This window comes from Thermanaeromonas sp. DSM 22490 (genome assembly GCF_056378755.1).
In genome coordinates, this window is the sequence record NZ_JBJHHE010000006.1 from 20,391 (window position 1) to 33,511 (window position 13,121).

General features: G+C 48.7%; 17 protein-coding genes and 1 pseudogene. 11 read left to right on the forward strand and 7 right to left on the reverse strand.

Features of this window, described 5'->3' with window-relative positions; all coding sequences use genetic code 11:
* Nucleotides 1–15: 15 nt before the first annotated feature.
* Nucleotides 16–1,119 carry an ABC transporter ATP-binding protein gene (locus AC1BI1_RS05785; RefSeq protein ID WP_476716335.1) on the reverse strand — a complete coding sequence of 368 codons (1,104 nt, stop codon included), beginning with the start codon at nt 1,117–1,119 and terminating at the stop codon, nt 16–18.
* A complete protein-coding gene (locus tag AC1BI1_RS05790; protein ID WP_476716336.1) occupies nt 1,106–2,365 on the reverse strand; it encodes a diphosphate--fructose-6-phosphate 1-phosphotransferase in 1,260 nt (419 codons plus the stop codon). Before AC1BI1_RS05790 ends, AC1BI1_RS05785 begins: the two co-directional genes overlap by 14 nt.
* A 176-nt stretch (nt 2,366–2,541) precedes the next feature.
* Between AC1BI1_RS05790 and AC1BI1_RS05795 the strand changes: the two genes are divergently transcribed.
* From AC1BI1_RS05795 to AC1BI1_RS05820, 6 genes and pseudogenes are all read left to right on the forward strand, one after another.
* A complete protein-coding gene (locus AC1BI1_RS05795) occupies nt 2,542–3,387 on the forward strand; it encodes a class II fructose-bisphosphate aldolase (RefSeq protein WP_476716337.1) in 846 nt (281 codons plus the stop codon).
* A gap of 317 nt (nt 3,388–3,704) precedes the next feature.
* Nucleotides 3,705–3,812, forward strand: a pseudogene (locus AC1BI1_RS05800) (transposase); the annotation flags it as partial.
* 200 nt (nt 3,813–4,012) lie between these two features.
* Nucleotides 4,013–4,432, forward strand: coding sequence for a helix-turn-helix domain-containing protein (locus AC1BI1_RS05805; protein WP_476716338.1), 420 nt, complete (start codon nt 4,013–4,015; stop codon nt 4,430–4,432).
* 15 nt (nt 4,433–4,447) lie between these two features.
* The gene (locus tag AC1BI1_RS05810) at nt 4,448–4,729 is read left to right on the forward strand and encodes a hypothetical protein (RefSeq protein ID WP_476716339.1); all 282 of its coding nucleotides are present in this window, start codon (nt 4,448–4,450) and stop codon (nt 4,727–4,729) included.
* Complete coding sequence (locus AC1BI1_RS05815) at nt 4,701–4,976, forward strand: type II toxin-antitoxin system RelE family toxin (protein ID WP_476716340.1); 276 nt, start codon at nt 4,701–4,703, stop codon at nt 4,974–4,976. The genes AC1BI1_RS05810 and AC1BI1_RS05815 overlap by 29 nt, the downstream gene beginning before the upstream one ends.
* Before the next feature lie 34 nt (nt 4,977–5,010).
* Nucleotides 5,011–5,145, forward strand: a complete 135-nt coding sequence (locus AC1BI1_RS05820) for a hypothetical protein (RefSeq protein WP_476716341.1) — start codon at nt 5,011–5,013, stop codon at nt 5,143–5,145.
* A 73-nt stretch (nt 5,146–5,218) separates the two neighbouring features.
* Here the strand turns inward: AC1BI1_RS05820 and AC1BI1_RS05825 are convergent, their stop codons facing one another.
* The 3 genes from AC1BI1_RS05825 to AC1BI1_RS05835 are packed head-to-tail and all read right to left on the reverse strand — an operon-like array spanning nt 5,219 to nt 5,817.
* A complete protein-coding gene (locus tag AC1BI1_RS05825; protein ID WP_476716435.1) occupies nt 5,219–5,368 on the reverse strand; it encodes a HepT-like ribonuclease domain-containing protein in 150 nt (49 codons plus the stop codon).
* Nucleotides 5,369–5,380: 12 nt separating this feature from the next.
* Nucleotides 5,381–5,533 (reverse strand): HepT-like ribonuclease domain-containing protein, encoded by a 153-nt coding sequence (locus AC1BI1_RS05830; protein WP_476716342.1) that lies wholly within the window; start codon nt 5,531–5,533, stop codon nt 5,381–5,383.
* The gene (locus AC1BI1_RS05835) at nt 5,530–5,817 is read right to left on the reverse strand and encodes a nucleotidyltransferase family protein (protein WP_476716343.1); all 288 of its coding nucleotides are present in this window, start codon (nt 5,815–5,817) and stop codon (nt 5,530–5,532) included. Before AC1BI1_RS05835 ends, AC1BI1_RS05830 begins: the two co-directional genes overlap by 4 nt.
* Before the next feature lie 244 nt (nt 5,818–6,061).
* On the opposite strand from AC1BI1_RS05835, the gene AC1BI1_RS05840 reads away from it, so the two are divergent.
* Genes AC1BI1_RS05840 through AC1BI1_RS05860 form a run of 5 tightly spaced genes read left to right on the forward strand, consistent with a single transcriptional unit; the run spans nt 6,062 to nt 10,421 of the window.
* The gene (locus tag AC1BI1_RS05840) at nt 6,062–6,949 is read left to right on the forward strand and encodes an NAD(P)-dependent oxidoreductase (protein WP_476716344.1); all 888 of its coding nucleotides are present in this window, start codon (nt 6,062–6,064) and stop codon (nt 6,947–6,949) included.
* 30 nt (nt 6,950–6,979) lie between these two features.
* On the forward strand, nt 6,980–8,401 hold the full coding sequence (locus AC1BI1_RS05845; protein ID WP_476716345.1) for a lactate racemase domain-containing protein: 1,422 nt from the start codon (nt 6,980–6,982) through the stop codon (nt 8,399–8,401).
* 20 nt (nt 8,402–8,421) lie between these two features.
* Nucleotides 8,422–9,150, forward strand: a complete 729-nt coding sequence (locus AC1BI1_RS05850; protein ID WP_476716346.1) for a GntR family transcriptional regulator — start codon at nt 8,422–8,424, stop codon at nt 9,148–9,150.
* A 34-nt stretch (nt 9,151–9,184) separates the two neighbouring features.
* Nucleotides 9,185–10,030: a sulfite exporter TauE/SafE family protein gene (locus tag AC1BI1_RS05855; protein WP_476716347.1), complete on the forward strand. Its 846-nt coding sequence runs from the start codon at nt 9,185–9,187 to the stop codon at nt 10,028–10,030.
* Nucleotides 10,031–10,034: 4 nt separating this feature from the next.
* On the forward strand, nt 10,035–10,421 hold the full coding sequence (locus tag AC1BI1_RS05860) for a DUF1634 domain-containing protein (RefSeq protein ID WP_476716348.1): 387 nt from the start codon (nt 10,035–10,037) through the stop codon (nt 10,419–10,421).
* Nucleotides 10,422–10,503: 82 nt separating this feature from the next.
* Here AC1BI1_RS05860 and ilvD read toward each other — a convergent pair whose 3' ends face one another.
* Together ilvD and AC1BI1_RS05870 are read right to left on the reverse strand one after the other, a co-directional pair.
* Complete coding sequence (ilvD, locus tag AC1BI1_RS05865) at nt 10,504–12,177, reverse strand: dihydroxy-acid dehydratase (RefSeq protein ID WP_476716349.1); 1,674 nt, start codon at nt 12,175–12,177, stop codon at nt 10,504–10,506.
* Nucleotides 12,178–12,201: 24 nt separating this feature from the next.
* Complete coding sequence (locus AC1BI1_RS05870; protein ID WP_476716350.1) at nt 12,202–13,098, reverse strand: dihydrodipicolinate synthase family protein; 897 nt, start codon at nt 13,096–13,098, stop codon at nt 12,202–12,204.
* Between the last annotated feature and the right edge of the window lie 23 nt (nt 13,099–13,121).

Here is a 13,121-nt window from a genome sequence, read left to right on the forward strand (position 1 = left end):
TTAACCCCGCCCAATTTAATTTTGGTTTAAGATGCTGACACCCGTTGTGCGGTCAAACAGATGTATCTTTTCAGGAGATAATTGCAACTTAACTCTCTGTCCCACTGCTGGTAATTTTTGACTTGCGTTTAACCTAATTACTATTTCTATTTCATCCGGAGTTCTTATATATAAGATAACTTCGGCTCCTATATTTTCGATTATTTCTGTAGTACCAACAAAATCTCCCTGCTCTTCTTCATCCCTAGCAATAGTGATATCCTCAGGCCGTATACCCAACACAATCTCTTTGTTTTGATAAGTTATCATTTCCGGATACAAATTAGCCAACCTGATGCTATGCTCTCGCGTCGTAAAATAGGCACTACCCTCACGAATAGCCAACTTACCCTTGATGAAATTCATAGGGGGTGAACCTATGAACCCGGCCACAAACATGTTGTGAGGTCGGTTATATATCTCCTGCGGCGTACCCACCTGCTGGACTACTCCATCCTTCATTACTACAATCCGGGTGCCCATGGTCATGGCTTCTACCTGGTCATGGGTAACATATATTACTGTAGTTTTTAAACGCTGATGAAGTTTAATAAGCTCTGCGCGCGTCTGTACCCTCAGCTTGGCGTCCAGGTTGCTTAAAGGCTCGTCCATCAAGAATACTTGCGGGTGCCGTACAATAGCCCTCCCCAGCGCCACTCTCTGGCGCTGGCCTCCTGATAGCTGCCGCGGGTAACGGTCAAGCAAACCAGCTATACCCAGCATTTCCGCCACTTCCCTTACCCGCTGGTCAATCTCTTTCTTCGGTACTTTGCGCAACCGCAATCCAAAAGCCATGTTGTCATAGACCTTCATATGGGGGTAAAGGGCATAATTCTGAAACACCATAGCTATATCCCGATCTTTGGGTTCCACATGGGTGACGTTCCTCTCTCCAATATATATCTCGCCCTCGGTCGGCATCTCCAACCCGGCAATCATCCGCAAAGTTGTACTTTTGCCGCAGCCCGAGGGACCTACCAGAACCATAAATTCACCATCTTTAATGTCCAGGTCCATCTTGGCTACAGCTACTGTGTTACCAAATCGCTTAGTTACACCTACCAGCCTAACTCCAGCCACAATATCCTCTCCCTCCAGAGCACGCAATTTCTTCTAACTCTAATTTACCTCCGCGGGCTTTAATAGTAGTAAGCAATTCGTTTCTATACAAGTAAGTTGGCCCTAGGTCCCCAACTAAGGGCAAAATCCAATCTACGAACTCCTTCGTCACCCGCTTGCGGGCTTGATCATAAAATTTAAGCGGAAACTCCCTTTCAATGCCCGCCACACGTTCTAAGGACACAAAACCTATACGGGAGGAAGTGCCTTCCCGGACCAGAGTTACCATATGGCCTCCTTGTCCCTCTACAGCCATATTAACAGCCGCCACTCCCACTCTGTAGGCCTCTTCCCTATCTATGGGAGAGACACAGGCGGTAAAGCTCCTCTGATTCATACCCAGCACCTGGGCCCTGGCTCTTAATTTGAGCTTTTCACTAATGCGTCTGACCAAATATTCGGCTGCTCCAGTCCTTACCGCATGACAACCTTTGTCGTTCAATCCAGCAAAAGGAAGATGGCCCAACGGCTCCCCTTTGTTATTGCACACTCCTTCACCTATAGTTACCAATACAAACCCTTGTTCTTTATACACCTTTTCAATATGGGCGAGAAATTCTTCTTCGTCAATGGGAACTTCCGGAATGAAGAGGGGGTGAACTGTGTTAGTAGCATCAACTGCCAAAAAAGAGGCTGCTGCTAGCCATCCCACCCTTCGGCCCATGGTTTCTATAATTCTTACCTGTTCAAACCTCCGCATGGATTCCAGGTCGAGCAACTGATCTCGAACGCTTAACGCCACATAACGGGCTGCACTGGCGTAACCTGGAGCATGATCGGTTTCTGCCAGGTCGTTATCCACCGTCTTGGGAACCCCTATAATCTCCATGGATACTTTTTGACGAGAAGCCGCTTCGCGCAAGCGCAAGCAGGTTTCCATTGTGCCGTTTCCGCCGATGAAAAGGAAATAGCGACAATTATTTTTAGAAAAAAAGTCTATTATTTTCTCCAAGTCCGTTTCTTCTAAGGGATGCCTGCTCCCTCCTAAAATGGCTGCCGGAGTATTATTTAAGCGCTCCAATTCACTGTTTGTTAAATTAAGTTCAATGACTTCCCCGCGCAGGGCTCCTTCCAACCCATGTACCAAACCATAAATTCCATCAATTTCCCGCCTTTTCTGAGCAGCAGCAATTATCCCCGCCAAAGTGCTATTGATGACTGAAGTTGGTCCTCCTGATTGCGCCACAAACAGAAAATTTTTTGCCATGATCACTACACTCACTCTCTGCCTTATGTTCATTGGTTAATGCGATTACTTTGTCTCTGCTAAATGGGTAAGTAGAAAAGTTAATATGATAATATTATAAACTTCGCTATTTACGCCTTTATTATATTCTGGTAATATAGTTAGCGTCAACTGTTTTTTTATGGGGGGTTAAAAAAATGTTAAAATCGGCTAAAGAACTCTTAATTCGGGCGCAACAAAAAAGATACGCAGTCCCAGCTTTTAACTTCCACAACCTGGAGATTTTGCAAGCAATTCTAGATGCAGCCGAGGAAGAAAAGGCCCCCGTAATTCTCCAGATCACCCCTACTTACCTGCAAAAAATCGGTGCTACGGCCGCCGCGGCCATGGCCCGCGCTGCCGCAGAAGAAGCCAAAATACCGGTGGCCCTGCACCTGGATCACAGCGAAACCCTGGAATGGATAATCTGGGCCTTGGCTCATGGGTTTACTTCTGTAATGATCGATGCCTCAAAGCTGGCTTTAGACGAAAATATTTCCCTTTCGAAACAAGTAGCAGCTATGGCCCATGCGGTAGGAGCTTCAGCCGAGGCTGAGCTGGGCCATATCGGCGGGGTGGAGGACTCCATGATAATGGGTAACGCCGCTGCTGGCCTGGCCGACCCCCAGGAAGCAGCCAGGCTGGTCCAAGAAAGCGGTATCGATGCCTTAGCCCCTGCTCTAGGTACGGCCCACGGAATGTATACAGCTGAACCTAAAATTGATTTTCAGCGGCTAGAGGCGATTAAAGAGCTGGTGGGAGTCCCCTTAGTGCTGCACGGCGGCTCCGGGATACCGGACTCCATGCTGCGTGAAGCCATAGTCCGAGGGATCACTAAAGTAAATATTGGGACGGAACTTAAAATGGCCTGGGCCCAGGCCATGCGCGAGGCATTAAACGAAGGCAGGCAAGAGCCCTGGCAAGCGGCCGTAGCTGCCCGCCGGGCTGTGTCCCAAGTGGTAAAAGATAAAATCCATATCTGCGGTGCGGCCGGGAGGGGATAAGTTGGCAGTATAATGGTGAGAAACCCGCAGGGTTTAACGGCTACTGACAACAGTGGAGTTCGATAAAATATAATATTTACGAAACAACTATTCGCTAGGGCTTTGAGTAGAAGCGGTGTTGAAGCGGAGGGAAAGCGGAGAGGGTCCCCTGCCTCTAGCGAAATGGATTTAGCGAAACTGAAGACCCCTTGCCGCTGCTATGACAGTGCCCGTGGCTATCATAATAGCGTTACTGCGAAGGAAAATATTGTTTTTCCCCCGTTAATATAATGGACCCAGAAATTTAGACACGAAAAATGGGGGTCCTAAGCGTCAAAATGAGTATTAGGAAACAATATCCAGCCGAGCTTAAGGCTAAAATCGTACTGGAAATTCTCAAGGAAGAAAAATCCATTTCCCAAATAGCGTCCGAATATAGCATCCACCCCTCTATCTACTTTTCCGCAGCTGTATAAGTTTCTTCCTCAAGTTCACCACCTCTTGCTTCATATCGTAGCTTTTAGCTATATTATAATGCTACAGTTAGCAGCGGTCAAGATAGATGGCACTAAAAAGCTGCTTTTTGAAGCATGAATTGAATATGCTGCGGTTTGTAGAGTAATATTATTACAAGTAGGTGATTTGAGTGAAAAAATTTGCCGAAAGGTTAGTTTCTTTGCGGCAAGCTAAAGGCTTAACGCAAGTTGGGCTTGCGGAACTTCTAAACATATCTAGAGGAGCTTTATCGCTCTATGAACTAGGCAGGCGCGAACCTGATTTTGAAACTGCCTCCAAAATAGCAGATTTTTTTGGGGTAAGTGTAGACTATCTCCTCGGCCGCACCGACGATCCCCGCACCCTTGACCAAATCACGGCCGAGGCTGAAAAAAAGATAGACGAGGCCCTAGAAGGTGATGAAGAACTCATGGCCTTCTGGCAAGAACTTAAAAAGAGAGACGACCTCCAGCTCCTATTCAAGCAAGTTAGGCCCTTGTCGCCCAAGGCAATCAGGAGGATAATGGCGGTAATTAAGGCCATTGAAGATGCAGAAGCCATGGAGGATTAAAGCTTATTCTGGGAAATGAAGATAAACATTAGGGAGGGAGACAATATGTCTCTTGCTATTGAAAAAATCACCAGGGAATTTTCCAACCTGACAACCCAAGAAAAAATAGAGTTTCTAAAGAAAGTGATTGCTGGCCCCCCTGGCGAATGGATCGAGTTAGACAACAAGCTATATTTTATCCCTGAAGGGTCACCGGCCACAGAAGAGGAAGAAAAAGCTTTCGCACAGGCAAACGCCGAAATAGAGGCTGGCCAGGGGGTCACTCTAGATGAGCTCAAAAAAAGCCTTGGATTTTAAAATAGTCCTTGCCAAACAGCCAGCTAAGTATATTCAAAAACTGGACAGTAAATGGCAAAAAAGGATTTTAGCTATCTTAGAGGAAATGTCGAAGAATCCTTACGGCGGAGATATTGAAACAATAAAGGGTAAGCCTGGGTACTACCGGCGTAGGATAGGGGGTTATCGTTTAAAGTTTAAAGTGGAAAAAGAAAGAAGAGAAGTCCATATTTTAGAGTTCGGGCCAAGAGGAGATTTTGATTTTTAGATAATCCGATTTTAGGGAGTGTCTGGCATTAGAGATGTTCCGGATATGGAAAATTAAGTTAGAAAGGATAGTCTCTGAAGATATAGCTGAATTTGAGGCTGGTAAGGCAGAAATAGCCCGAGGTGAATGGATAGATTGGGATGAGCTCCGAAAAGAACTCAATCTTTGATATTACCAGCATTGGCCCCCGCTAAGGCGTATATAAATAAGCTGCCATTATTGTTGACCGGCAGCCTTTTTATTTATCGCCAGGTTTCAACAGGATGTGACACAGATGCACCACTTAATCCGCACCTTACTACCCCAAAATATTCGTGGATTAGAACTTCCCTCATTCCCGCTATTTCTTTCCAAGGTATATCAGGATATTTTCCCTTGAGTTGTTGCGAAATGTTTTTGGCTGCCTACCCGATTACCTCCAGCCGCCTAATAACTGCTTCCTGAAGCATCACATCCGTAAAGAAATCATCTTTCTTTACGTCGGCGACCCATTCAGAAATCAACCTAGCACTCTCCAGCATATGGTTTAGCCGGACCCGGTCCCTTTCTGCTTTCATAGAATCGCTCTTCTCTCACGTAGTACTCTTTCCCGGAAATACGGAGACAAAGATGCTTCCGTCACTACGTCTACGTCCCTCTGCAGGGCCTCCCTCAATTCGCTTATTATCTTCACGTGGGTCAAAAGTGATTTCCTTACGTCGGGGGCGTATTCAATAAGAATGTCTATGTCACTGTCTTCAGCCTGCTCTCGTTTTGCGTAAGAACCGAAAACAAATGCTTTCGCTACGCCGTGCCGTCGCAGAATCGGGACGGCTATTTCTCTTATCTTTTCTATGTCCACTGTAATCCCTCCGAGAAAAATTATATCCTGAAAAACATGGAATTTCCAATATTAACACCGCAAATGTTTCTACTCGAAACGCAGTTATCTTTGCCCGGTCTTGTGTGAACCGTTCCGTGGCCCCTCGTAGTATATAATCATCCACTATCGCCTCAAAATCCTTTTCTAAAAAACTCTTGCACCATAAATTTTTTAGTTTTATACTGGTACTAACCAGCATACCTTTTTAGGAGGAGGTAGAAACATGAGAGTCGGAATTGTCGGGGTAGGCACTATGGGGAGCCGCATGGCGGAGAAGCTCCTCGCTGCCAACCTGGAATTATTCGCCTATGATATTCGCCCTTCTGCCCTAGCGAAAGCTCAAGAACTAGGAGCAATTGCCTGCAGTTCCTCCCAGGAGGTGGCCCAAAAGGCCGAGGTTATCCTCCTGTCTTTACCTCTGCCAGTAGATGTGGAGAGTGTAGTTCAGGGGCCCCAAGGGGTACTGGCGGGTTCTCAACCCGGACATATCATCGTGGATCTTAGCACTGTAGACCCCTTTACCACCCAAAAAATTGCGGCCAAAGCTGCTGAAAAAGGTGTAGGTTACCTGGACGCGCCTGTCCTAGGCCGACCCCCGGGCTGCGGCAATTGGACCTTGCCGGTGGGCGGTAAAGCGGAACACTTGGAAAAGGTTCGTCCCGTTCTGGAAAAATTGGCCCGGAAAATTATTCACGTGGGTCCTTCCGGGCACGGTAATATTATAAAGCTCCTAAATAACATGATGTTCGGCGCTATCAACGCGGTGACGGCGGAAATTATGGCCATCTGCGCTAAAGTAGGGATGGAGCCCAAGGTCCTCTACGAGACCATTGCCGGCAGCGGCGCGGCTTCGGTCAGCAATCTCTTCATTGAGCTGGGGCCCAAGATGATCAACCGCGATTTTAGTCCCCTCTTCACCATCGATCTGCTGCATAAGGATTTAAAACTAGCCCTGGAGATGGCGGAAGCTGCAGGGGTGCCGGTTATCGTGGGTCACGCCAATCAGCTCCTCAACGAAATGGCTCGGGCCAAGGGATTGGGCAGCGAAGATACCAGCAGCGCCGTAAAGGTTTACGAAGAATTTCTCGGTAGACCGATCACTGATAAGTGAGGCCAACAACGCCTGTAGGAGGAGTTGCTTATGAAGGAAGTCCTGGTAGAATATGGCGACGCCAAAATGCCCATAGAAGTGCCGGATACAGCGACTATTTTCCACTTGGGTAAAGATAATATCGATCCGCCCGAAGTCGACCCCTGGGAAGCCACTCGCCAAGCCCTGGCCAACCCCTTGGGAATGCCTCCTTTACGCGAGCTCGTGAAGAAAAACAGCCGGGTGGTAATCGCCTTCCCGGATCGCGTCAAGGGTGGGGCTCACGAAAAAGCCCACCGCCGGGTTTCTATCCCCATTATCGTAGAAGAACTGCAAAAGGCCGGGGTAGAACTTAAGAATATAAAGCTCCTGTGCGCCGTAGGACTGCACCGAAAAAACACCAAAGAAGAGCTTTACTGGTACTTGGGCCGGGAAATCGTGGATGCCTTCTGGCCGGACCGGCTGCTGATGCATGATGCTGAAGACCCCGAAGGAATTGTAGAGTACGGCTATGATGAAATGGGCAATGTGGTTAATGTGAACCGCCATATAGCCGAAGCCGACCTGGCCATTATGATCGGCCACGTTCAGGGTAACCCCTATGGAGGATACAGCGGCGGGTATAAGATGTGCGTAACCGGGGTTACCACCTGGCGCTCTATCCGTTGCCACCATTGTCCCAGCACCATGCACCGGGAGGATTTCATTCCTGTCAACACCGAAAAGAGCTTGATGCGGAAGCAGTTCGACTCCATCGGCCAGGCCATTGAAAAAGGAATGGGCAAGAAATTCTTCTGTGTAGATGCCGTCACCGGTACCAATTCCCAGGTGCTAGGAGTCTACGCCGGCAGTGCCAAGGAAGTACAAGAAGCCAGCTGGCAACTAGCCGAGCGCCGCACCAACGTTTACCTTGATATTAAAGAAAAATTTGATATTATGGTTTTTGGTTTGCCTCGCACCTTCCACTATGGTCCTGGTATGGGCACTAATCCTATCCTGATGCTCCAAGCTATCGGTGCTAATGTAGCACGGCACTTCGATGTATTCCGGGAAGGCGGGGTAGTCATTGCTCCTTCCCTCTGCGACGGGTGGTTCAACGATGAATGGTTCCCGTCTTACCGGAAGGTATTCAATAAACTACAAGACATAGCCGACTTTGCCGAAGCAACCCGGTTTGAGGATGAAATTTCCCATGACCCGGAGGACATATACAAATATCGTTATGCCTATGCCTATCATCCCTTCCACGCCCTTTCCATGGTCTCCATGGGGGGGATTGCTTTAAAACACACCAGCGCCATCTTTATCCCCGGGGCCAGAAAACCGGGCTATGCCCGAGCTATGGGCTGTATACCGACCAATACTTTCAGCGAGGCTTTAAAAAGAGCGGAAAAGTACGTGGGCAAAAACCCCAGGATATTGGTTTTGCCGGAGTTCTTTTTGAAAGTAGCCGTTCACTTGAAGCGCAAATAGGAATAAAAGGAGGCTTCCCCGTGCTGTATCCCGGTAGTGCCAAACCTTTATACGAGCAGCTCAAAGATATAATTAAACAAAAAATCCTAACCGGAGAATTAAAGCCCGGGGAAGCCTTGCCCGGTGAAAGGCAACTTATGGATATTTATGGGGTAAGCCGGGTAACCATTAGGCAGGCCATCAGCGAACTGGTCAACGAAGGTTTGCTGTACCGTCACCATGGTAAAGGCACCTTTGTGGCCGTCAGGCGCATAGAACGTCCCCTGGCCCGCCTTTTAGGTGTGGCCGAGGAGCTGGCCCTGGAGGGTATGCAAATAGAAATTAAGGTTATTAAAACCGGTGCGGTAGGCCCTACCCCGGAGATCCGCAAGGAGCTCAGGCTGCCGGAAGGAGAAACCGTATTTTTAGTAACCCGTTTGATTGTCGCCGAACAGCAGCCGTTGTTATTAGACCGCAGCTATTTTCCTCTAACCATCGGCCAGTTGTTGCAAAATATGGACCTTTCCCACGACCTCATCTATACCCAACTCGAACTTTATGGGTATAAAATTCACCATGCCGAGCAGCGGATCAGTGCCGGTCGGGCCTCAAGGGAGGAAGCAAAGCATCTGAAGTGCAATGCTGGTAGCCCCGTGCTGGCTGTTAAACGTACCACTTATGTTGAAGGTGGGTTGCCCATCGTTTTTTCCCATACTATCTACCGCGGCGACCGTTATGAATACCGGGTTAACCTTCAACGACACGTTTAATAATAGATAATAATAACGCCAGGGGGTTCCTATTTTGGTTACTATTACTTTTACTTTAATTCTATTCATTTTTGTAGCTTCAGTTGTTGCAGGTTGCGTCGGAGCTTTACTCGGTCTAGGAGGGGGGATTATCATTATCCCCTTCTTAACCCTGGGTTTAGGGATTGATATCCGGTACGCCATCGGCGCTAGCGTCGTTTCTGTTATTGCTACTTCCAGCGGTGCAGCCGCGGCCTACATTCGCGACCGCATTACTAACATCCGCATAGGCATGTTTTTAGAAATGGCTACTACTACTGGGGCAATCATTGGTGCTTTCCTTGCCGGTTTAATTAACCCTCGCGTTCTTTATTTCATTTTCGCCATGGTCTTGGGCTACTCCACCATAGCCCTGTTTCAACGCCGCCATGTTGAACTACCCGAAGGCGTAGTTCCCCACCCTGTAGCCACTAAGCTACAGCTCGCTGGCAGCTACTATGACCAGGTACTGCAACAGCAAGTTAACTATATTTCCGCAGGAGTATATGCCGGTTTTGGTACCATGTTTGTCGCTGGCATAATATCCGGCCTCCTGGGCATCGGCAATGGTGTCTTTAAAGTTATGGCCATGGATATGTTCATGAAGCTGCCTATGAAGGTATCGACTGCCACCAGCAATTTTATGATCGGCGTAACTGCTGCCGCCAGCGCCGGGATTTATTTTGCGCGGGGTTATATTAACCCGGCCATTGCCGCCCCGGTTGCCCTAGGGGTGGTTTTAGGTGCTATACTGGGCACCCGTCTAATGGTTCGCTTGCGGAATGCTACTCTCCGCAAAGTTTTCCTGCCCTTTCTTTTATATGTGGCCTTACAAATGTTAATCAAGGGAATTCAGGGGTGAGCTTATGGGGTTATCTAAAGGACAAACACAAAGATCCTCAGCCCAGCCCTTTATGGTGGAAGATTTAATCAGCCTGGCCTTGCGCATAGGCGTTATTGCCAGTTCCATCATCACGGCTAGCGGTCTGCTACTCCTAATCATTACTGGCCAGAGCGGCTATCCACCCGATACCTTCCCCACTAGCCTCAGCCACGTTCTGGCCGGCTTTTTTCAATTGAAACCCTTTGCCGTTATTGAAGCTGGCTTGCTTATCTTACTCGCCACTCCCATTTTTTGGGTAGCAGCTTCCAGCGTAGCCTTTCTTTTACGGCGTGATTACAGCTATACCTTGATTTCCCTATATGTGATGTTGATGTTGCTGCTCAGCCTTTTCCTGGGTAAAGCTGAGTAAAAGCCCGAGTAGGCCGACCCTGCAAAAAGTGAGAATAACTCAGAGCCCCAGGTGGTTGAGTGCCCCCTGGGGCTGGCTGTTCTTATATCTTCAGCGTAGCGCCTTCATCCGCAGAAGTAACTAGGTGGATATAGCGCCGGAGATATCCCTTATTTATCTTGGGTCCGGGAGGTCGCCAGTTAGCCTGGCGGCGATTTAGTTCTTCCTCGGGCACTAATAGTTCTAACCGACGCCCTGGAATATCAATTAAAATTGGATCGCCATCCTCCACCAGGCCTATCAAGCCACCGCTAGCCGCTTCGGGAGCAACATGGCCCACCATCGGACCCCGGGTGGCGCCGGAAAAGCGCCCGTCGGTAACTAAAGCCACATCTTCCAGCCCCATCCCCATCAGCAAAGAAGTAGCTGTAAGCATCTCCCGCATGCCGGGGCCCCCTTTGGGGCCTTCATAGCGGATCACAATTACGTCCCCGTGGTTAATGCGTCCCTCTAGAATAGCAGCATTGGCCTCTTCTTCGCTGTCAAAAACCCGGGCCGGCCCCTGGTGGCGGAGCATAGAAGGCATTACTGCCGTTTGTTTTACCACCGCCCCTCGGGGAGCCAGATTGCCCTTAAGTATAGCCAAGCTCCCCTGGGGGCTATAGGCACGAGCAAGGGGCCGTATTACTTCCGGATTCTTATTTTTAGCCGTGGCGGCTATTTGGCCAATGGTTAGCCCGCTTACTGTTTGCTGGGAGCCGTCCAAGAGGGAACCTAGCTCTTTCATTATGGCCGGCACCCCACCGGCGTCTTCCAGGTCTTTTAAAGTGTGAGAGCCGCTGGGTTTGATTTTAGCGAGATAAGGAGTAGAACTGCTTATTCTTTCAAAGTCATCCGGGGTAATCTCTATATCTAATTCATAAGCAATGGCCGGAATATGCAATAAACAATTGGTAGAACCTCCTACCGCCATGGCCACTCGGATGGCATTGAAAAAGGCTTCCCTGGTTAATACGGAACTGGGCTTAAAACCGGCATGCACTAGTTCCACTATGCGGTAACCGCTGGCTTTGGCCAGGCGCCTCTTCTTCCCTTCCACGGCATGGGCGGTAGCACAGCCAGGCAAGCTCAGGCCTAAAGCTTCGGAAACAATGGACATGCTGTTGGCTGTGCCCATCATGGCGCAGGAACCGGCAACCGGGGAGAAGCAATCCTCCATTTCCTCAAATTCTTCCTGGGTCAGAAGGCCGCGCTTTAACTTTCCTGCCGCTTCCTTCAGTTCGTAAGTGGCCCATTCCCTTCCTCCGTAGCGGCCGGGCAACATAGGGCCACCCGTAACGATAATAGCCGGTAGGTCTAACCGGGCAACCGCCATGAGCAAGGCCGGGACAATCTTATCACAACCGCCCACTAGAACTAAACCATCAAACCGCTGGGCTTCCACCATTACTTCAATAGAATCGGCAATTACTTCCCGGCTGGGCAGCACATAGCACATGCCCTTATTGGCCTGGGAGAACCCATCACAAATGGCAATGGTGCCGAACTCGAAAGGGATACCGCCTGCTGCATATACCCCATATTTAACCTGTCTTACCAGTTCATTAAGATGAAAATGCCCGGGATGCATCTCGCTGTAAGTATTTACAATTCCGATAAAAGGCTTCTTCATTTCTTCGGCTAACAAGCCTATATTTTTTAAATGTGCCCGAGGCCCCCCGCGGTCTATACCTTCGACTACTTCCCAACTGCGGTACCTGCGGTCCTTAGTAAACATCTGAGCTCTCTTTCCTCCACACTCTTAACCCAGCAAGCCTAGGGCTTCTAGTTCGGCCCTTAATCTCTGACTCTCTTCCCTGGTAAGGGGGCGCAGTGGGGGACGAGGTATACCACCGTTTATTCCTCTAAATTTCAACGCTTCTTTATAAGGGGCAATGGGAGTATAGCTCCTAAAAATGGCCCGCAACTTAATGACCATATCTTGGGCTTTTAAGGCTCTTTCCATATTTTGGGCCTTTAAGCTTTCATAAATCTCAACCACCGGCTCCGGGAACACCGTAGCCGTGGCAGCTACCGCGCCGGTACCGCCCATAAGGAGGGAGGCGTAAATCTGGGCATCATTGCCCATGAGAATACAGAAGTCCTCAGGCATCTGCTGTTTAAAGTTAATGAAGTTCATAAAATCCATGCTGCTATCTTTAATACCCACAATATGGGGATATTCGGATTGCAATCTGGCTAAAACCTTGGGTGATACGGAGTTTTTCACGTTGCCGGGTATGTTATAGACATAAAGGGGAAAGTCGGGAACTTGCCTGGCTACTGCAGTGTAATATTGTAGAATGGTGGCGTCGTCCACCGTATAATAATACGGGGGAATCAGCGCCGCTCCGTCGGCGCCCGTATCCCGCGCGTGAAGAGTAAGCTCAAGGGCCTCCTTTAAGTCCAAAGAACCTGTATGGACAATAACCGGTACCCGGCCGGCCGCCTCCTTTACGGTTATTTCCGCTACTTTCTTTCTCTCTTCCAAGGATAAGAGAACCCCTTCTCCCGTAGAACCGCAGGGAAATATACCGTGAATCCCCTTCTCGATTAAAAAATTGGTCAGCCTCCCTATCTCCTGTAGATTTAGCCTCCCTTCTTCCGTCAAGGGTGTAACCGTAGCTGCAATAATACCTTCTACTCTCTTGTAGCTCAAGGATCTATCCCTCCTAAAAATTT